Origin of the sequence: Collinsella aerofaciens (assembly GCF_015553355.1) — a bacterium.
GTDB lineage: Bacteria > Actinomycetota > Coriobacteriia > Coriobacteriales > Coriobacteriaceae > Collinsella > Collinsella aerofaciens_V.
On record NZ_JADNGN010000026.1, the window covers coordinates 14,674 to 34,333 of the forward strand.

Here is a 19,660-nt window from a genome sequence, read left to right on the forward strand (position 1 = left end):
CCTTTAATGGGTAGGGTCAGCGGGAATAGTTGAATTGGCGGGCGTTATGCCAAGGATGTGCTCCAGGGTATCGAGCAGCTCATGCGGCATGGTCGACACCACATGAACCTCGGCGCCGCGGTGGTTAAGGCTTGCGAGTAAATCGTCACGATGATACTCGTCAAGCGTCATGCCGTCAGCGTTGAACATGAGCTTAGGCATAAAGAGCATAACCCCCGAGAGGTCCTGCGGCAGCTGTTCCAGAATGTCGCAGGCGACGATGAGGCCGGTCACGTCCACGTTGCCGCCAAAGTAGCGATTCTTGATGGCCGTGACGGTGCCGGCGAGCCCCTGCGGCGATTCCACGAAACGTGCCACGGTGTCGCGTGCGCTGGCGCCCGAGAGGCACAGCAGGTGCTGGCTGCGAGCGGCGATGGCCTCGCGGACGCGGGCCAGTCGCTCGGCATCGGCGGCAAGCACATCGTCCGTCTCGTCTAGGTATGAGCGGATCATGCCGATACCGTCGTAGTACTGCGGGTACCCGTCGTAAAAGTCTGCCTCGGGAGGATCGATGCGCGCGTCCAGATAGAACTCATCGCTCATCTGGAAGGTGTGGCGGCCAAAGCGTTCGTAGGCACGATCCTGGTAGGGACGGATCATGGCAATGGTCTCGCGCGCTAGCTCGGGCTTGTCGCTGTAGGACCAGCTAAAACGGTTCTGATGCTTGGTAAAACCGAGCGGCACAATGCCCAGGCTTGTGATTTGCTCGTGCTCCTCGCAAAAGCGCAGGGTCTTTTCCAGCTCCTCGCCGTCGTTCATGCCGGGGCACAACACGATCTGCGCGTGAATCTCGATGCCGGCGGCCATGATGGCCTCGAGCACATCCATGCCGCGCTGGGCGTTGCGGCCCATCATGCGTCGGCGGACATCGGGGCTCACGGCGTGGACCGACACGTTCATGGGGCTCATGTTGCGTTGGATGACGTTTTGCACGTCCTCGTCGGTGAGGTTCGTAAGCGTGACAAAGTTGCCCTGCAAAAAGCTCAGGCGGTAGTCGTCGTCGCGAATATAGAGCGTGGAGCGGCCGCCCTTGGGGAGCATCGTCATAAAGCAGAACACGCAGGCGTTCACACAGGTACGCATGCCGTCGAAGATGGGGCCGTCGAACTCCAGACCCCAATCCTCTCCGGGAAATCGATCGAGCTCCACGGGGGTGACGGTGCCATCGCGCGGGTCGAAAACCTCGAGGTCGACCGTGTCGTCGTCTGCCTCCCAGAGCCACACGATCATGTCGGTAAGCTGCTCGCCGTTGACCGTGAGCACGCGCATGCCCGGCTCGATACCCACATCCCATGCGGGCGATTCGGGACGCACGTTCTTAACGAGCGCGCCCTCACCCGGCTCGGGGTCGCGGCTGCGCCCGTAATCGGCCACCTCGGCGGCGTATGCGGGTACGGTCTGGTCCATGGTTAGCAGCAAAGCTCCTTGATGCGCGTGACGGCGCGTTCGATGTGTTCTTGCGGGGTGGAGGCTCCGGCGGTGATACCGATGTGGTGAGCGTCGGTAAACCACGCGGCCTGGAGCTCGGAAGTTTCCTCGATGTGATACGTGCGCTCGCAGGCGTCTGCGCAAATCTGCGCCAGGCGGCGGGTGTTGCCCGAATTCTTGCCGCCCACGACTACCATGCAGTCGCAGCGGTTGGCAAGTGCGGCTGCTGCCTGTTGACGCTCACTCGTGGCGGCGCAGATGGTGTTGATCACACGCAGCTCCTGCACGCGCGGGGTGATAGCTGCCACGACCTCGGCGAGGTTCTGCGCGGTCTGGGTGGTCTGCACGACGAGGCCTACCTTGCCCTTGAGCGACAAGGCATTGGCGTCGGCGGCACAGCTCACGACCTGTGCATCTTTGCCGGCGTGGCCAAGAATGCCCTCGACCTCGGGGTGACCCGGCTCGCCTACGACCACCACGCGGTAGCCCTCGCGCACCAGGCGCTCGGCTGCCATATGGACTTTCTTCACGTAGGGGCAGGTGGCGTCGACCACGTTTAGGCCGCGCTTGCGGGCAGCATCGATTACCTGCGGCACCACGCCGTGGGCGCGGATGATCACGGTGCCGGTTGCGGCGTCATCCAGGGTTTCGGCCAAGCCAACGCCTGCCTCAGCGAGCTCGCGTACCACGATGGGGTTATGGATGAGCGGGCCCAAGGTGTGGACCTGAGCGCACTCCCCTGCCTGCGGCGCGGCGGCCAGCGCCATATCGAGCGCACGCTGTACGCCGTAGCAAGTGCCGGCGTGGGCGGCGATCTCGATGGTGGGCGCGTTTGCCTGGTCAGACGCAGCTGCGGCGGTGTTCGTCACGTTCTCGCTCATGGCTAGAACCTGCCCGGATGCTCGGCGCACAGGTCGTCTCGCATGGCGTAGACGCGGTTCATGGCCTCGGACTCAAACCATTCCAGGCGCTCCGTGCGCTTAAGCCCAGCCGGTGCGTCGGAAAGCGAGACGGCCTTGCCGGCACGGATCCAGCACTTCTTGGGACGCATGATCTTTTTGCCCGCGGGCGTGATGTCGGACCAGCCGCAGATGGCGAGCGGGTTCACAGGTGCCTTGCCCATCTGAGCGATGAGCGCAAAGCCACCGTGGACCTCGGGCTTGATCTCGCGCGAGCGGATGCGCGTGCCCTCGGGGAAGATCAGGACGTCCTCGCCGCGCTGCAGCGCATGCTGGGCGGCGCGCAGGCACTTCATGTCGGCGGTACCGCGCTCGACGGGGATACCGCCGACGCGGCTAAAGGCCCAACGCACAATCTTGCTCTTGGCGAACTCGGACTTAAAGATGGGACGAATGCGGCGCCCCCCAAAGAACAGCGCCGTCTCCACGGCCAAGAGCTCGGCCATCGAGGTGTGGTTGCAGATGACCACGCTGCCGCGGCCTTCCTGGCGCTCAAACAGAAGGTCAGCGTCCTCGACCTTCCAGCGCCACATGAGCTTGGAGAAGGCCCAAAGGATGGCCATGACTACGGCGACGGTGCCGCGGATGAGCACGGGGAACTCTGCATAAGGAGCGTTGTAATAATCCTCGGGCGTCTGCTTAAACAGGCGCATGGGCTACCTCCTTTGGTTGATGAGGTCCTCGATTATCGAGACGACCTCATCGATGGTGTGGGCGGTGGAGTCGACGTGCACGGCGTCCTCGGCGGGCACGAGCGGGGCGACCTCGCGGCTGCTGTCGAGCTTGTCGCGCTGCTTAAGGGCGTCGAGGGTCTCGTCGACCTCGGCTTCGAGCTGCTCGGAAGTGAGCGGCTGGGCGTCGTTTTGGTGACGCTGCAGCACGCGGCGGCGGGCGCGCTCACGCGGGTCGGCGGTCAGGAAGACCTTGACCTGCGCGTTAGGGAACACGACGGTACCGATGTCGCGACCCTCAGCCACGATATCGCGGTCCTCGGCGGCGCGGCGCTGGTGGATGAGCATGGCGGCGCGCACGCCCGGATAGGCCGAGACCTTGGACACGTTGGCGTCGACCTGCGGGGTGCGGATGGCGGCCGAAGCGTCCTGGCCGTCAATGGTCAGGCGCGTGTCCTCGCCGGTGCCGTTGGTAAAGCGAATCTCGATCTGCTCGGCGAGGGCGTCGATGGCCGCCTCGTCGTCCAAATCGATGCCACGGTCGAGCGCGGCGAAGGTGACGGCGCGGTACATAGCGCCCGTGTCGAGCTTGTTAAAGCCCAGCTGGCGGGCGATCTCCTTGGCGATGGTGGACTTGCCGGAACCGGCGGGGCCGTCGATGGCGACGATCATGCAATGCTTCCTTTCGATGGGTGACGTGCTGGTATGGTTCGCGGGCGTTGGGGCGCGGCGGGTTGCCTAGCCCGTGTAGCGCTCACGGTAGGTGTTACGCTTGGGTGCGGAGCCGTGGCTGCCGTGGTGACGCGTGCGGCTGGCGGGCGTGTCTTGGGGCTTGCCGCCGTTGCGCTTGGAGCTCGCCTGCTTGGGCGGGATGCCGCCCGATTTAAGGATCTGCACCTCGCGCTCGGTGAGCTCGCGCCACGAGCCCTTGGCTACGTCCTTGAGCTCCAGGCCGGCAAAGTTGCAGCGATGCAGACGGATCACCGGATGGTGGATCTTGCTCAACATGCGCTTGACCTGGTTCTTACGGCCCTCGCGGATGATGACCTCGACGGCGGTGGTGCCGGGCTTGACGCCCTGCGGCGCCACGGCCTCGGCCTCGCGTGCGTTGATAACGCGGCAGATTGCCGGCTGACACAGGCCGTCGTCGAGCTCGATGCCGCGGCGGAGTGGTTCCAAATCGCGGTCGGTGAGGTGGCCGTCTACGAGGGCCTGGTAGGTCTTGTAGACGTGCTTGCTGGGGTGCAGCAGGTCCTGCGACAGGTCGCCGTCAGTGGTAAAGAGCAACAGGCCCGTGGTGTCGCGGTCCAGGCGGCCCACCGGGAAAAGCCCCGGAAAACGGTCGCGGGGGACCAGGTCGGCCACGCAGGGACGCTCCTGCGGGTCGCTCATGGTGGTGAGGTAGCCGGTCGGCTTGTAGAGCATCAGGTACACAGCGCCCTGGTTGAGTTTGACGGGCATGCCGTCGACCTCGATGTGGTCGCGGTCGACATCGACCTTGGTGCCCAGCTCGGTCGCGACTTCGCCGTTGACGGTCACACGGCCGGCGGTCATCAGATCCTCCGAGCCGCGGCGGCTCGCCACGCCCGCGCGCGCCAAAAAGCGCTGCAAGCGCATGGTGTGCGGGTAGACGGGCTGGGCGTCGGTCGTGGGCATGCCCGTGGCGTCGGCGATTCGCGTCTCCCCTGCTTCGTTAGTTCTCGTCATGCATATCCTCCGGGGCATTGTCGCTGACCTGGATATCCTCGTCCTCGACTGCCTCAATGTCCTCAAGATCGGTATCGAGCAGTTCGCGCTCTTCGTCCAGGTCCTCGGCCTGCTCCTCGAGCGTGGATTGAATGCTGCGGCCGCTCAGGCGCTCGCGGATAAACTGGCGCGACTGCTCGTCGGGGGCAAACTGCTCCAGATCGGGCAGGTCGCGGGTGGAGCGCAGGCCGAACTTCTCCAAGAAGGCGTTGGTCGTGCCGTAGATGATGGCCTGACCGCGCTGAGGGTCGCGGCCGAGCTCGCGCACCAGGCCCTTGTCCACGAGCGACGCGATGACGCCGTCGGAGTTGACGCCGCGAATGCCCTTGACTACCTCGCGCGTGACAGGCTGGTGGTAGGCGATGACGGCGAGCGTCTCGAGCGCCGCCTGCGACAGCTTTTGCGTATCCCAGCTCAGCACATAGGCCTCGACAACATCGTGGTAGGCGGGGTGCGTAAACAGGCGCCAGCCGCCGGCGACCTCGCGCAGCTGAAAGCCGCGGTTGGCCTCCTCGTACTCAACCTTGAGCTCGGCCAAAAGCGAGGCGCACTCGCCGGGGGCGATATCCAGTGCGCCGGCCAGCGCGGGCGCACTCACCGGGTCACTCGACACCAGCAGCAGCGCCTCGAGGGCGCCCTTGAGGCTGTTTGCCTCCAGCGTGGACAGGTTTGACATGGTTGGTCGCTCCTATTCGGTGAGCTCGGGGCCCTCGCCGGGCACGTAGGCCTCGGCGCCCTCGACGCGGTTGATGCGGATGGTTCCAAAGATCTCGTCCTGGCTCAGCGTGAGCGAGCCGCGCTTGGCGAGCTCCAGCGTGGCCAGGAAGGTGACGACGAGCTGCTCGGTGGTGGCATCGCCGTCCAACAGCTCGCGGAAGGTGCAGGTTTGGTGCGCCATGGTAAAGCGGTCGACTGAGGCCACGGTCAGGTCGAGCGGTACGCGATGCGGCGCCACATGCTCGGCCTCCAGCAAGAAGGTCTGGCGCTTGCCGTCCAGGTCGGCACAGATAACGGCCAGACCGCGCAGGGTAATGCCGGCCAGATAGTCGGGCATTAGGCCCAAGAACTCGGGGTCGGGGCCGGCCACGCGCGGATGCATGCGGCTTTCGGCCTGCATGCGCGCACCGAGGGCCGCAGCCGCGCCTTTAAACTGCTTGTAGGCAATCAGGCGCTGGATCAGGACCTCACGCAGCGCGTCGCCGTCAAGCGTGCTGAGCTCCTCGAGGTCTTCGTCGAACTCGTCATCGTCGTCATCGACTTTGCGCGGGGCCTCCTGCGGCACCAGAGAGGCAGCCTTGATGTCCAAAAGGGTTGCCGCGACCAGCAAAAAGTCGCTTGCTACGTCCAGGTCCAGCGCCTCGATGCGCTCGGCCTCGGCAAGGTACTGCTCGGCCACCTCGCTGATGGAGATGGCACCGATATCTACTTTTTGGCGGGTTACCAGCTGCAGCAGCAGGTCGAACGGTCCGCTGTAGACCTGCGTCGACACGCGATACGACATCTTCGACCTCCTTTGACGGCGCCTTCGCGGCGCGGTTTGGGTGCATGTTGCGACCGTTTTGCACGGTCGACCTGTAAGTTTACCTTAGATGCTGGCGATTGCGAAGTTGAGCAGCTGCTCAGCAAGCGGATACACGGTAACGTCGAAATAGCGGCCGATCACATCGATGCCGGTCCACATGGGCAGCAGGTACAGAACCAGGATTAGGATGGGCATGGCGTATTGCTGCAGGCGGTAGTAGTTGGCGAGCGCCTTGCCTTTGAGGAAGGGCACGATGATTGACGAGCCGTCGAGCGGCGGGATCGGGATGAGGTTAAAGAACGCAAGCGACAGGTTGACTACGATGAACGTGGCGCCGAAGTTCATGATCTGTGATGCCACGGCAAAGGACATGCTGGTGTAGAGGTTGCCGTATGCTGCGTGCATGAGGGCTGCGGCAAGGCACGCGAGCGCGATGTTCGATGCTGGGCCGGCCGCACTTACCAGGACCTCGTCGCGCTTGGGGTGCTTGAGGTTGTTGAGGTAGACGGGTACGGGCTTGGCGAAGGCGAACACGGGACCGCCGGCGGCAAGCATCAGTAGCGGTAGGAGAATGGTGCCAAACGGATCGATGTGGTTGAGCGGGTTGAGCGAGATGCGGCCGCGCGAACGGGCCGTCTTGTCGCCGAGTGCCCAGGCCGCAGCGGCGTGCGCACTCTCGTGGATCACGATACCCACGATGACGGCAACGGCGCTGGCGAGCAGGTTCATGAGGTAGCTGCTGGACATGTCACTCCCCTAGCGGACGCGACGCGAGGCGCGCGAGAGCAGGTAGTCGGCCGCAAACAGGATAACGGCCACGATGGCGTAATCCAGGCGGAACACGCCGCCAAAGGGCGACGTGATGACGCCGTAGCCGGCGATGGCGCTCGGCAGCGCGCGCGAAAGCTCAACGACAAAGCCCACGATCTGCAGTTTGGCGGTGAGGCCACTAAAGCACAGCAGCACAGTCATTGCGCTCATAAAAATGCCGCAGATGCGACAGGCGATGGCGATGATGCTCATCGCCACGGCGGTGGCCTTACGAGAGTTCACGCGCGGTCTCCTCTTCGATCTGGGTGGAAAGCTCCAACCATTCGTCCTCAAGCTTAGGTAGCTCTTGCTTAAGGCCGTTATATTCCCCCAGCGCGGCGTTGAACTTATCCTGATCGGCATAAAGCTCTTCGCTTGCCATCAACTCCATAAGCTCGTCATAGCGGGCGCGCTTTTTGTCGAGCTCCGTCTCGATCTTCTTAAGCTGGTTGCGCACGCCCTTGAGCTTTTTGTTGAGCGCAGCGCGGGCCTGGGCCTCGGCGCGCTTTTGCTCCTTGGTCTTTTTGCCCTCGACCGGCTTGGGGGCGGCGGCGGGCGCATCGGGCTGGGCCGCGGTGACCTTGGCGGACTTGGCCGTGGCAGGCGCACTCTCCCCTGCCGCCTCGGCGGCGGCGCGGGCCGCGAGGTCCTCGCGCTTGTAGAGGTAGTAGTCGTAGTCGCCGTCGTAGACCGTGACCTTGCCGTCGCGGATGTCGATCACGCGGTTGGCCACGGCGCGCACCAGGTGCTCGTCGTGGCTGATCAGCACGATGGTGCCGGGGAAGTTTTGCAGGGCGTTTTCGAGCATATCCACCGAGTCGATGTCTAGGTGGTTGGTGGGCTCGTCCAGGCACAGGAGCGCCTCGGGGGCCACGAGCATTTTGGCGAGCGCCAGGCGCGCCTTTTCGCCTCCGGAGAGGACGCGAACCTGCTTTTCGATTGCGTCGTTGTCGCTAAATAGGAAGGCGCCCAGCAGGCTGCGCTGCTGCGGCACGGTCCACTTGGGCGTGACGGTGTCGATCTCTTGCAGGACGGTGTTGGACTCGGTCATGCCTTCGAGCGCGTGCTGGGCATAGTAGGCGACGCCGACGTTGGTGCCCAGGTCCCGGGTGCCGGTGGTGGGCGGCTCCAGGCCGGCGAGGATCTTCATGAGCGTGGACTTGCCGGCGCCGTTGGGGCCGACGAGCGCCACGTGCTCGCCGCGGTAGAGCTTGAGGTCGATATCGCTGTAGATGTGCTTGTTGCCGTAAGACTTGGACACGCCCTCCAGACCCACGACCATGTCGCCCGAGCGCGGTGGGTCGGGGAACTTAAAGTCGATGTGCTTGTGGCCCTCGGGCAGGATGACGAGCTCCTTTTTGATCTGCTCGATCTTGCGGATGCGCTCCTGGGCCTGGGCGGCCTTGGTGGGCTTGTAGCGGAACTTGTCGACGAAGACCTGCATGTGGGCGATGTCGCGCTCCTGAGCGGCGCGCTTGGCGCGCATCTGCTCCAGGTTGTCCTCGCGCTGCTTGAGGTAGCTGCTGTAGTTGCCGGTGTAAGTGGTCACGCGACGGTTTTCGAGTGCGGCGACGTGGTCGACGCAGGCGTCCATGAAGGCGCGGTCGTGGCTGACGATGAGGACGGCGCCGTCGTAGTTGGCGATAAAGCCGCGCAGCCACTGGACGCTTTCGAGGTCCAGGTGGTTGGTGGGCTCGTCCAGAAGCAGCAGGTCGGGGTGGCGCAGGAAGAGCTTGGCGAGCGCGATACGCATCTGCCAGCCGCCCGAGAACTCGGAGCACGGGCGCTCAAAGTCGGTGACCTTAAAGCCCAGGCCGGACAGGATTTTGCGGGCGTTGCTCTCGAGCTCGTAGCCGCCCAGATGCTCAAAGCGGTCCTGGACTTGGCCGTACTCGTTGAGGAGTGCGTCGACGTCCTTGCCCTGCTCGGAGAGCTCGGTGATTTGGGCCTGCAGCTCGTTGGAGCGCTCGCCCATGCGGCGGATTTCCTTGGCGGCGGCCATGACCTCGGCAAGGATGGTGGTGTCCTTTTGCTCCAGATTAGTTTCCTGCTCTAGGTAGCCCACCTGGCAGTCCTTGGCGTACTGGACCTGGCCGGCGTCAGGACTGTCGATGCCCATGATGATCTTGAGCATGGTAGTTTTGCCGGCGCCGTTGGGGCCCACGAGTGCGAAGCGCTCGCCGGGGTTGATCTGGAAGGACGCGCCGCTAAAGAGGACGCGTGCGCCGAAGCTTTTTTCGATCTTGTCGACCAGGAGGATCATGGTGCCGCCTTTGACCTTGTGTTCCTATATGAAAAAAGGCCCCAACTTGCGTTGGAGCCTCATTCAATGCTCGGGTGGAGACGAGGGGGATCGAACCCCTGACCTCTTGACTGCCAGTCAAGCGCTCTCCCAGCTGAGCTACGCCCCCGTGCGAAGAAGTACTATACGGGAACTCGGACGGCGATGCAAGGACAATTTTGGAAAAACTTTCCGGGGGGCGGCACGGATGCGGGACGGACTCGAGAGCGATGGGCCCGCGATGCCCGACTAAGCCCGCGGGGCGCGCCCCGCGGGAGGGCGGCGCTGCCGCCGCCCTCCCATCAGGCTCCACTCCGCCCGCCCCCGGGGCCTCCCGCCACGAAACCGGCCCATCTACTACGTTTGGCCGGCATCCCCCGACCATGGCGCCTCGGGCAAAAATAAAACCGCAGGCAGACGGCCTGCGGTTTTCGCGAAATACGGGGTATGGTCTAGGGGCCGGGGTCAAACGTAGTAGATGGGCCGGTTTCGTGGCGGCGGCATCGCAGGCAGCCGACCGAGGACGCCCGGAAGTGAGCAAGGCACCCGTCTAACGACCGATTTCCAGCCAGTTGCATAGTACGTTGGCTCGTAACTCCATTTCCGTCGTCTTTTGCGCCTTAGTTTTGCACCTATAGCGCAATTCCAAGTGCGAGCAAAGACTTCGCACGATCGCATCAAGCTGCTCGGCATCGTTAAGCATGTCGTGCGTAACCAGAAAGACGTCATACCCCATACTTTGCAGCGCCGTCATGCGTTTGGCATCGTGGTCGAGCACGGCGCCTGATCCGTGGATAACCTCTCCCTGAATCTCCACGATGCCTGCCTTCATTATGGTTGGATTTACGATCACGATATCCCCGTAGCAGACTTTTTGCCCTGCAATGCTCTGCGCCGACGCGGTAAGCGGCGTAAGGTCGTTAACATAAACGTTTCGAAAGCCGGCACCGCCGCGAGAGCGAGGAAGCGATAGCAATAAAATTCCTGCAACTTCAAGCGGAGAAGCTGCTATACCTGTCACCAGCTGCGCGGCTTTGTAAAACTTCGTACCCCACTTTCGTCTTTTCATCTTACTGGCATATTCATGAAGCTCGTGCAATTCGATGAGCGGCTTCCTCATCCAGAGCGAAGTGCCCTTTACCCTTGTGACCTCCTTCGTTTTCTTTTGTCCGTTGGGCCCCTTCGTATTTACCTGTTCTTTGACTTTTATGCGCGCATAAACGCGTTTCCATTGTGGTTCGTCTTGGCTTTCATCGAGGTTAAAGAGGGATTCGGTGGTTGCATTCTCGGCGGCGTCATTGGCTGTGTCTAGTTCCGCCTCTGCTGCTGCGGTGGGCTCAAAGACTGAGAACCATCCGCAAAATTCGTACATGGCAAGGACAAGATCGGTTGGAGATACAAAGCGCGCCATGGTGAATAGCGTCGCAAGTGGATTGGTAACCCTAAAGCTCATCGCGGTTTCCAGCGTGCTATCCACCCCCGAAGCATCATCACAGTGGATTGTTGTCCGTAATCCCGAATGGTAGTTAACGCCACCGGGCACTGTTGTGGTAATAATCGGGGTCTTGAGGATATCGGTTACGAAAGGGGCTTGGGCTAGGGCTCGCCAGCCGTCTTCTGGGCTTGGCAGTCGCGGGTAGAGGTTGCGCACTTGGGGCGGGCAGCGCCAGTAGCGGAATGCGGTGTTTGCGCAGACGATCTCGTCCATATGGGCCTCCCCTAGCTTTGGCTGCGTGCCGTTATGTTTGCAGGTAGACCGATTATCAATGGCGGCATCATGCGGGTAAGTACCGGAAGCTGACCAAATGCCGACAAATAGCTTGACGCATTTCGCCTAAAGATCGCCGTGTGGCACAAATCTGCTGGCAGGCGTTCTGGGGCCGTGGTCCCTATCTCCACATTTGTGCGTGAATCCCATGGCAAATTCAATGAAAGAGCGCATGAGCTTTATGCAAAACGCGCGATGACGTCAGCACAGGAGAGATCAGCTAGAAACGCGTTTAAATTTTTCGATTCGATTTTGGTGTCAAGCTTGGTGTCAAAAAGAAAAAGGTCAGAGGCTTAATACCTCTGACCTGTGCTTTAGATGGTGGGCGATACAAGATTCGAACTTGTGACCCCATCCGTGTGAAGGATATGCTCTACCCCTGAGCCAATCGCCCGTCGCCTTTCGGCAAAAGAGATACTAACATAGCTGCGCGAGGTTTTCCAAGAACTTTTTGCCCCCGATTTTAAATTCGTGAGAGCAAACCGCACTGTTTCAACCCAGTCAACCAACAAAACCGCAGCTTAACCACCCTTTATCGTTTAATCCACGAGGTCTCGGGACGGCAGATAAGTCGCGCGTTGTTGTAGGCCAGGTCAGCGCCCGTGGGTTCTCGTAGCGACGCGGCACGCGAAAGACGACAAATGTCGCATCGATATGCGTAATCTCAGGCATATTTCGCCAACTGACTGATGGGAGACAATCGACGCACGTTGATTAGTCCCTATTGGAAGGCAATTTCGCAAGTGCGGGGAAAAATGAAGATCTACCAAGCGAACCCCAGTTTTGTACTTTTGCGAACTGCGGTTTTGTTGGTAAATAGCGGGTTGTGGTCGACGGATTCTGTTTTCCCCGCACTTCCGAAAAAGTTGGCGTATCGGCAGCGATATACGGAACCAAAACTCAAGCGCAAGATAATTCTAAGGCCTCATAGGCTTGCTGTTCCTTCGCAACTCGCTTGCGAGCTCTTCGCGCGTGCGTTTCCCGGAGACCAGGTCCTGAATCCATTCATAGTAGGGGTTATCTTCAGGAGTTGGGTTATCGGAAAAGTCCACCAATACGTTTCTCAAGCTAATAATGACAAAGGCAATAACTAGGCTAGTCCTCTTGTTTCCATCCTCAAAGATGTGGTCCTTTGCCATGTGTTCCGCAATATAGCTTGCCTGGTCGAAGATGTCCGAAAACCTATCAATCGGGGACTGCCCAAAGATAGTGCAAAATGCGTTTGATAGAACAGATTCAATTCGACCATGAATTAGGGCGGCTCTATCGCCCGTCATACAGGTTGTGTAGCATTTTCCAGATGCAAGCAAGCGTTCGTGCGCATACATTACAGAAGAGGCAAGAGCCCCTATCGCTTCCTCATCATCAAATACAAGGGGATCGATAGGGGCCGATTGCCCCATTATGAGAGACATTAGGAGTTCTCCAGCAGCCTCAGCGCATTGGGCATGGCTGCAATTGTTGATTGCACGGCCTGATCGATTGTTACGACGTCGTTAATGTCTAAACCATCATTAGACGCAAGAATTGCCTCCGGAGTGATGGGGTTATCCCTGTTCGGCGAATATACGCTCGCCCATGCCCCATCTGGCTTATGCGACAAGGTGACCAAATCAAACGCAGTGAGCATCCCAAGCTTATCCATCACGGAATCAATGAGTTTTTTAGAAGTCCCGTCAAGTATCGCTAAGTCACTCGATTTGGTGATGCAGTTTCGGCCATACGAGGAGAACGTATGATAGACCACAGGTTCAACTGGACCGTACTGCCAAGCCTCAACGATGTCATCGAAAAGCGGACGATTGTATTTGCGCAACGATTCGACTTGCGAATAATAGACGAGCTTATTCAGCTTGAGATTCGTAATCTCGAACTTGTCACTCCAGTTATCAATGATGTAATTCGCAACGTTCAGCGCTTCCATTTTCACTCTCCCCTCAGTTGGCAAAACTTATCCTATAGACCTTAAACGGGCTGATTATGTACCCAATTTAAAGATATGTCGAGTTGGGCCTCGATGATTTCTCTTCTAATCTACACGACAAATTTTTTCATAACGCGCGGACATGAATTCGTCGTGCGTACTTTCTCAAAAGACCGAGAGCAAAAATGGTTTAGCAGATGCTAACCGTTTGCGCTGGCTTTAAGAGTCAGCCGAAGCTCAGATTCAAATCGTTGTCAGCAAAATACTTATTAGACGTTATAGCAGTGATTCGCGACGCCTAGGAGCGTTATGCCAAGAAGGAAAAGCGTCATTGATGCTGTAATCCAGCAGTTGTCGCCGGTCTTGGGGAGTACCACAGTGGTCGCGGTGGCGGACTTGGACTTGGACGGCGTGGACACTGTGGCCTTGGTTACTGTCGTAGTTGTCATGGTTGTCGCGGCCGCGGGTTTCACCGTGGGATTTGCCGTGGGCCCTGTGGTGGGCTTTTCGGCAGCGGGGTTTGTGTCGGCGGGAGACTTGTCCGCGCTATCGCCAGGCACATCGGGCCCATCGTTCTCCCCCGCCGGAGGCGTGGCGACATCGGGCTCAACCACCACATGCGGTGCCACTACCCCTGCAGCATCCACCACGCCACCAGCACCAAAAGCCCCACCAGCAGGCGTCACAAACCGCGCGGACACAAGCGACCAGCCCAAACACGCAACGCCGCCGTCGGCGCCGGTCGCATCGAGCCACGAGGCATCGACGGAAAGCCGACAGCTGGCTGCACCATCGCCGAGGCCCGCGTCCTGCAGATACACGCCGTAGGCGCGCACGCCCGCTCCGGACCCGGCGCCCGCGGCGACGACGCGTCCGCCACCGCGCACGGTCATGTCGCCTGCGATCACGCCGGCGATCGCCTCGTCCGTAATATCGGCCCCGTCCGCCCGGGCATCGACGGTGCAGCCGTCCACCACGAGCGCCTGCGAGACGTGGATCCCGCACTGCGAGCCCGTCGCCGTTAGTGTCCCGGCACCGCGAAGCGTCAGGTTGCCCCACACCTCCATGCCGCACAGCGTGATGTCCGCATCGGGCGCATGTGACTCCGTCACGGAGTTTTGCCCGGCAAGCGTCAGCACCAGGTCGCCTTCGGCGCCGATGGCCTCGCCCGCGTAGCCGTTAAGCTCAAGGTGGTCGGTATCGGTCCAAGCCCAGCCGGGGCCCGACACGCCCGGCTCGTAGTACGTCGCGCCCGCGATGATGAGGCTCTCCGCGCCCGCGGCATAAGAAGGCCCGCCCAGCAAAACGCATAGGCAGGCCATGGCAACAATCGCAATGTAATGACGGCTGGTGTAGGACTCGGCAGCAAACATACCCGCTCCGATCTTCGCAGGAGCCAATAGAATGTGCACCAGAAAATGCCCTGGTAGCAGCAGTTATTAGTTTAGCGAGATCAAGCTGCAAACAAAGGAAATGCCCCTGAACAGCGCCAATAATTAGGCGTAAATCGTTTTGGTAATCGGTGAACGGAGGAGGCGTTTACAACCACTACTGATGCGTTTTGACATTTAAAAACATCATAAAGCCTCGGACGAAATTCGAGGAAGTTAACGAAGCCGGAGACGTCACGATGCAATAGCGCGGGATGCTGCGTACAGAGCTATTGAACGATATAAAGGAAGCATGCGTAATTGTCTCGTTTGCTGGGAATAAATTACGGCGAGTATCAATCTGGACTCCTATAACAATGGCTTCGTAATTTAGGGGAATCATGAGTATTTTCGAGAAATTCAACCCACAAGGCATGAGTCCTGCTGACGCCTTTGAGGAGCTTTGCTGTCAACTATTTGAGTATTGGGGAAAGGGGCAACAACAGTTTGATGACAACTGGACCTACTGCAACATAAGGGGCGCTGGTGGTGATGGTGGCATCGAGGCATATTGGACTAACGAAAGTTCCACCGAGTGCTATGCGGTGCAAGCGAAGTGGTTTCGATCAACTTTGACTTCTAGCCAATGGGGCCAAATTAGAAATTCGGTTCAACAGGCAATTAAAATCCGTCCACATTTGACCCAATACACTATTTGCATTCCGCACAACTTAACCTCATCAAAGACGATTGCATATGGTAAAACCAGCCAAGGAGAAGATGCGGCGTGGCGCTTATTTAAAACAGAGATAGAAAAGGAGAGCCCTGGGCTAGAAGTTATTCTTTGGGATGAAAGTGAAATAAACAACCTACTGGTACAGCATGCAAATGAGGGATTACGGAGATTTTGGTTTGAAAAAACCGAAGTTAATCCAGATGTATTTCAAATCGCCTTGGCCAAGACGGTGGCTAGGCTTAAATCAAGGTATATTCCAGATATTAATGAAGATGGAGGCCTGTCCATCTTTCTCGATAAATATCTTGGCTCCTATGCTCTCCGAAAGAGGCCCATCGATGAAATCGATGGCTATCTCGAAACATGCAATAACATAACTAGTATGATTGACTCGCTTGTAGCAGCGGCTTGTCGTAATCAGGAAGTCAACGACATGCCTAAAAGTGATTACGAGCTGGTTACAAAAGCCGAATCCTGTAAAAATGCTATTGAATGTGTAGAAAACAAACTATCAGTAATAAAAACCCTCTTGGCAATTGAAAGAGATGGGTTAAGTAGGACCAAGTATGATGCGCTCTGCTCTGACGATATAAGCTACTCAGATATAGAGGGCTTTATTGACGAAATATATGAGATTAAAAACAAGCCGTCATTCCAAAATCATACCTATGAACTCAAGGACGCTCTTGCATCTTTTCGTGCATATCCCTCTATATGGGAGCTGCGCCGAGAAGCACTCGAACCATATATAAACCCACATTGCATCGTTGTGGGCGATCAAGGAACTGGAAAGACATGTGGGCTTGCAAGTAAGGCAAGGGCATTTCAATGTGGTGTTTCCCACGTTCCCATATTAATTCTTGCAAGTGATATTCCAGAAAACGCTACTTGGTTTGAAATAATTAAACAGGTACTCGGGCTCAGCGGAACCTGGGATGAACCAAGCTTATGGCAGGCTTTGTCTACCTACGTTTCTCTTCGAGATATCAAGACTGACTCGATGCTCATTCGCTCTAAAATTGTCATCATGATTGATGGATTGGACGAAAAGCATTCATCTTATTTCTGGGAAGGAAAGATTCACGAAGGAGATGCTATAACGAATCGATACCCTCGTATTCGTTTTATATATTCATCTCGCCCTTGGTTAATAAAAAAATTTGAGGATAATGAGCTTGATGACTGCTGCTATGAGATAGCCACAGGTGGCGACGTTCCGGTATATGAGTTGTTTGATCGATACATCGACCATTACGAAATTCGGATTGAGGGCGAAACACAATATAGATATTTACTGAACACTCCAAATGAGCTCAAATTATTTTGCAATGTTTATAAAGGTCAAACGCTAAATCGATCCGCTTCAACCACATTATCCCAATTGACATCTTCCGAAATAAAGCGCTTAGACACCGAGCTTGAAAAACGGTTGCCAAGCGCTGTTGATACTTCACGAAAGAAACCTGTACAGACTGCCCTTAGCTCGCTTTCACAGCACTTCATGGATCATGAGAGCATCGATGAGATCGAAATTGAGCAGAAGCTATCTCGATTTGGAATTAGGGATCAGGTTAAAGATGCGACTATCAATTTACTGACTCGCTACGGAATCCTTCTTGTTAAAAAATCTGGGCATTCGTTTAACGATGTGCCCGATTATCTCAATCTGCCTGAGCCGACATGCTATATACCCGGTAGTAGGCACTTATGGGATTACTGCATTGCGCAGCGCCTTCTTCAAAGCGATGCCCAAAATTTCAAAGACATTTTGACGAATAATCAAGACGCTACAATGCTGTATGGAGTGCTTTTGGTCGAGAAGAAAGGGATTCTCCCGAGTAAGGATCCCGGGCTGATTAATGCAATTGACGAAGACTATTTACGTAAAATCGATCTGTATGCGCTATCAAATGCTGACCCGTATACAACGGAAAAATTCAAACCATGGGCGATGGAGTTGCTTTACGCCGGCGGTCAAGACTTTAGTGATGTTCTAAACGGTATCGTTGCTCGTGTTGCTAATTACCCCAATCACCCATTGGGCACATCGCTGATCGATAGCTTTCTAAATAGTTTTAAGAGCCCAATTGAGCGCGACATTGTTTGGTCGCTTCCCATTGCAGTTAAGATGGACCTCAGAAGCTCGCAAATTGCATATCATGAAGAGCGTCGCCATTTACAAAACTTACCTCGGCTGGACGGACGTGAAACTGCAGAACAGATGCCCTTGCTATTCGCTTGGAAACTGTCTTCACTTAGCAATCTAGAAAGGAATCACTACAGAAGAGAGTTAATCAAATGGGGAATGAAAAACCCTCATGAGTTCGTTCGCATCTTTGAAAAGTTTGACAATTGCAACGATCCTCAAATTCGTGAGGACATTTTTGCTATCGCTGAGGAAATCGTGTGTCAAGGTGACCTTGAGCCTGTCGTTATGAAACGGTTTTACGCTATTACATTTGAAGCAGTATTTAAATGCCCTGACGAGCAAGGAAATAGAGACGCCGCAATTAGGAATTACGCAACACTTCTTGCCGAGCATTGCTATAAGTATGGATTGCTGGCTACAGGTGAAATAAATCCCTGTAGACCACCCTACTCATTTGATGTCAACAATTCAGTGATGCCAATATATAAATCGGCAAGTTGCGCTAAGGCCATGTGCGGGTATGGGCCGATTCATTATGACTTGGCGCGCTATGTTCTGGTCGATCGCTTGGCTTCAGCTTTTCATCGTCCTCAAGTGCCGTCTGGTTCTAATGGACGATGCGCTAAGCTAAAACAAATTATTGAGGCGTCTGCGCTTAAGGCCAAAGTCGATGAACCTCTTGAGTTTGAGGGATGGGTTATTTCAGCTGCTTATCAGTATCTTTTAGACCATGGGTTTGATAAGGCAACCATTCAAGGCGAAATTGGAGAAAACGGTTATAGAACAGGCGGAATAGACCGGTCTATTACAATTGCATACGACAGGGCTGATCATGGATTGCGCAGCATCGTTATGACGATAGCTGAAAAATATGTATGGTGTGCACGAAATGAGATTTGCGGCTATTTAGCTGACAGAATTCCAATAGGCGAAGACTGTCTAATGGATCAGAATGTACAGAGCAACGCATATTGCACCGATTACAGGAATCTCTTGAGTTTCGATAGCCCTCTATTTGAAGATGCCGTAATGACGGCTTCAAATAGAGTTCAAGATAAGACACCTCACTTCCCTAAAGCCTTTTCGTGTAGCGGTTTCGATCAACTAACGAAACAAGACTTTATGGAGTGGATTAATGACATATTGCCGGAGTGCGTCTTCGCCATGCTTGGCTACAATCCGACCACTGATACCAACGCTGAAATCTTAAAAGGCTGTGAGGGGTGTCCTGCCATTCCAATCGCCTTGTACTCATGCGATTGGGGCGTAAGCGGCAAAAGCTCTCGTATTTGGATCCATGCTGGAGCCATAAGATGTGAGGAGTTCAAAGAACTTGATTCGAAAAGCTCAGCCATAGCCGATTTTAACGAAGGCGTATCCAGCTTTACCGTCAGCATTGCTTCTAGCCAATCGGTATGTTATATAGCGCCGACAGAAGCATTGGCTTCACCGCAGATGGTTGAAAACGATGAATCCGAATTGGTAAATAAGAATTCACGAGTCCATTCGCGCTTACTACCTCTAAGTGGGCAAGGTGTTGATCGTCTCATCGAGAAAGATGATTACTGGTACTTCTTTCCTTCGAAAATGGCTAGAGAAGCTGCCGAGGTTAAGCGTACCGATGGTGTTCGTTATTTTAATAATGAAGGTGAATCCGTTTTTGAAGAAGTTCGTTTTGGCCTCGAATTCCGACATCAATATCATGCACTGCTTGCTGATAGCGTGACTCTTCAAAATGCCCTTCGTGCTAAGGGGTTTGAATTAGCGTGGTATGCAACAGTTCAGCACGGCCCTAATTCATTAGTTAGTGAGCGCTTAGGATGCGACTTCGAATTCAACGAGAAGTCATGGCTTATCTGGGAAGAAGAGTCCGGTGCGTTTACTTCTTGTCCGATAGAAATAGGGGCTCTGTAAGCGGTCGAACGCGTAGTTTGACCAACGAATCGACCTGTGTTTTAAAAACTCAAAAGCATTAGTTTTAATATATCAGGGGGAATATCGGCACCCGCCAATATTCCCCCTCAATCTCATTGTCCTTTAATAAGTAAGACCTAGCCCGACGAAGCCAGCTCCCCCCCAGTCTCGCTAAAACAAATCCCTTGTATATACCTTGTCAGCAACGTCTGGACCACCCGCGCCAGGGCGAATACCCGAGAAACCCGTGGGCGCGGACCTCTCCAGTGTTAGCGCCGGGCGATTTTAGCCGCTAATAGTCAAACGATTTTGACCAATCCCGGTCACCGAATAATGGCCACCG

At 56.5% G+C, this 19,660-nt stretch carries 15 protein-coding genes and 2 tRNA genes; 1 reads left to right on the forward strand and 16 read right to left on the reverse strand.

Annotated elements, in window-relative coordinates; translation table 11 throughout:
- Positions 1–3 precede the first annotated feature (3 nt).
- The 16 genes from I2D57_RS07075 to I2D57_RS07150 form a co-directional block, all read right to left on the reverse strand.
- A complete protein-coding gene (locus I2D57_RS07075; RefSeq protein ID WP_195361976.1) occupies positions 4–1,446 on the reverse strand; it encodes a DUF512 domain-containing protein in 1,443 nt (480 codons plus the stop codon).
- Positions 1,447–1,448: 2 nt separating this feature from the next.
- Positions 1,449–2,348 (reverse strand): 4-hydroxy-3-methylbut-2-enyl diphosphate reductase, encoded by a 900-nt coding sequence (locus tag I2D57_RS07080; RefSeq protein ID WP_195361977.1) that lies wholly within the window; start codon positions 2,346–2,348, stop codon positions 1,449–1,451.
- A gap of 2 nt (positions 2,349–2,350) precedes the next feature.
- The gene (locus I2D57_RS07085) at positions 2,351–3,079 is read right to left on the reverse strand and encodes a lysophospholipid acyltransferase family protein (protein ID WP_195361978.1); all 729 of its coding nucleotides are present in this window, start codon (positions 3,077–3,079) and stop codon (positions 2,351–2,353) included.
- 3 nt (positions 3,080–3,082) lie between these two features.
- A complete protein-coding gene (cmk, locus tag I2D57_RS07090) occupies positions 3,083–3,769 on the reverse strand; it encodes a (d)CMP kinase (RefSeq protein WP_117769690.1) in 687 nt (228 codons plus the stop codon).
- Positions 3,770–3,835: 66 nt separating this feature from the next.
- On the reverse strand, positions 3,836–4,804 hold the full coding sequence (locus I2D57_RS07095) for a pseudouridine synthase (RefSeq protein WP_411161254.1): 969 nt from the start codon (positions 4,802–4,804) through the stop codon (positions 3,836–3,838).
- A complete protein-coding gene (gene scpB, locus I2D57_RS07100) occupies positions 4,791–5,519 on the reverse strand; it encodes an SMC-Scp complex subunit ScpB (RefSeq protein WP_195361979.1) in 729 nt (242 codons plus the stop codon). Before scpB ends, I2D57_RS07095 begins: the two co-directional genes overlap by 14 nt.
- Before the next feature lie 12 nt (positions 5,520–5,531).
- Positions 5,532–6,344, reverse strand: a complete 813-nt coding sequence (locus I2D57_RS07105; RefSeq protein ID WP_195361980.1) for a segregation and condensation protein A — start codon at positions 6,342–6,344, stop codon at positions 5,532–5,534.
- 84 nt (positions 6,345–6,428) lie between these two features.
- Complete coding sequence (locus I2D57_RS07110; RefSeq protein WP_195361981.1) at positions 6,429–7,112, reverse strand: site-2 protease family protein; 684 nt, start codon at positions 7,110–7,112, stop codon at positions 6,429–6,431.
- A gap of 9 nt (positions 7,113–7,121) precedes the next feature.
- The gene (locus I2D57_RS07115; RefSeq protein WP_271748802.1) at positions 7,122–7,418 is read right to left on the reverse strand and encodes a hypothetical protein; all 297 of its coding nucleotides are present in this window, start codon (positions 7,416–7,418) and stop codon (positions 7,122–7,124) included.
- On the reverse strand, positions 7,405–9,438 hold the full coding sequence (locus I2D57_RS07120) for an ABC-F family ATP-binding cassette domain-containing protein (RefSeq protein WP_195361982.1): 2,034 nt from the start codon (positions 9,436–9,438) through the stop codon (positions 7,405–7,407). The genes I2D57_RS07115 and I2D57_RS07120 overlap by 14 nt, the downstream gene beginning before the upstream one ends.
- A gap of 75 nt (positions 9,439–9,513) precedes the next feature.
- Positions 9,514–9,586 (reverse strand) — tRNA-Ala (locus I2D57_RS07125).
- 420 nt (positions 9,587–10,006) lie between these two features.
- On the reverse strand, positions 10,007–11,164 hold the full coding sequence (locus I2D57_RS07130) for a hypothetical protein (protein ID WP_195361983.1): 1,158 nt from the start codon (positions 11,162–11,164) through the stop codon (positions 10,007–10,009).
- A gap of 379 nt (positions 11,165–11,543) precedes the next feature.
- Positions 11,544–11,618 (reverse strand) — tRNA-Val (locus I2D57_RS07135).
- Positions 11,619–12,141: 523 nt separating this feature from the next.
- Positions 12,142–12,639: a Fic family protein gene (locus I2D57_RS07140; RefSeq protein WP_195361984.1), complete on the reverse strand. Its 498-nt coding sequence runs from the start codon at positions 12,637–12,639 to the stop codon at positions 12,142–12,144.
- A complete protein-coding gene (locus I2D57_RS07145) occupies positions 12,639–13,148 on the reverse strand; it encodes a Panacea domain-containing protein (protein WP_195361985.1) in 510 nt (169 codons plus the stop codon). Before I2D57_RS07145 ends, I2D57_RS07140 begins: the two co-directional genes overlap by 1 nt.
- A gap of 269 nt (positions 13,149–13,417) precedes the next feature.
- Positions 13,418–14,521 (reverse strand): hypothetical protein, encoded by a 1,104-nt coding sequence (locus I2D57_RS07150; RefSeq protein WP_195361986.1) that lies wholly within the window; start codon positions 14,519–14,521, stop codon positions 13,418–13,420.
- A 398-nt stretch (positions 14,522–14,919) separates the two neighbouring features.
- Between I2D57_RS07150 and I2D57_RS07155 the strand changes: the two genes are divergently transcribed.
- Positions 14,920–19,317, forward strand: a complete 4,398-nt coding sequence (locus I2D57_RS07155; protein WP_195361987.1) for an NACHT domain-containing protein — start codon at positions 14,920–14,922, stop codon at positions 19,315–19,317.
- The last annotated feature ends 343 nt before the right edge of the window (positions 19,318–19,660 follow it).

Excerpts from the sequence above, each read along its gene's own strand:
- I2D57_RS07075 (WP_195361976.1), bottom strand. The coding sequence starts at position 1,446 with ATGGACCAGACCGTACCCGCATACGCCGCCGAGGTGGCCGATTACGGG.
- I2D57_RS07080 (WP_195361977.1), bottom strand. The coding sequence starts at position 2,348 with ATGAGCGAGAACGTGACGAACACCGCCGCAGCTGCGTCTGACCAGGCA.
- I2D57_RS07085 (WP_195361978.1), bottom strand. The coding sequence starts at position 3,079 with ATGCGCCTGTTTAAGCAGACGCCCGAGGATTATTACAACGCTCCTTAT.
- cmk (WP_117769690.1), bottom strand. The coding sequence starts at position 3,769 with ATGATCGTCGCCATCGACGGCCCCGCCGGTTCCGGCAAGTCCACCATC.
- I2D57_RS07095 (WP_411161254.1), bottom strand. The coding sequence starts at position 4,804 with ATGACGAGAACTAACGAAGCAGGGGAGACGCGAATCGCCGACGCCACG.
- scpB (WP_195361979.1), bottom strand. The coding sequence starts at position 5,519 with ATGTCAAACCTGTCCACGCTGGAGGCAAACAGCCTCAAGGGCGCCCTC.
- I2D57_RS07105 (WP_195361980.1), bottom strand. The coding sequence starts at position 6,344 with ATGTCGTATCGCGTGTCGACGCAGGTCTACAGCGGACCGTTCGACCTG.
- I2D57_RS07110 (WP_195361981.1), bottom strand. The coding sequence starts at position 7,112 with ATGTCCAGCAGCTACCTCATGAACCTGCTCGCCAGCGCCGTTGCCGTC.
- I2D57_RS07120 (WP_195361982.1), bottom strand. The coding sequence starts at position 9,438 with ATGATCCTCCTGGTCGACAAGATCGAAAAAAGCTTCGGCGCACGCGTC.
- I2D57_RS07130 (WP_195361983.1), bottom strand. The coding sequence starts at position 11,164 with ATGGACGAGATCGTCTGCGCAAACACCGCATTCCGCTACTGGCGCTGC.
- I2D57_RS07140 (WP_195361984.1), bottom strand. The coding sequence starts at position 12,639 with ATGTCTCTCATAATGGGGCAATCGGCCCCTATCGATCCCCTTGTATTT.
- I2D57_RS07145 (WP_195361985.1), bottom strand. The coding sequence starts at position 13,148 with ATGGAAGCGCTGAACGTTGCGAATTACATCATTGATAACTGGAGTGAC.
- I2D57_RS07150 (WP_195361986.1), bottom strand. The coding sequence starts at position 14,521 with ATGTTTGCTGCCGAGTCCTACACCAGCCGTCATTACATTGCGATTGTT.
- I2D57_RS07155 (WP_195361987.1), top strand. The coding sequence starts at position 14,920 with ATGAGTATTTTCGAGAAATTCAACCCACAAGGCATGAGTCCTGCTGAC.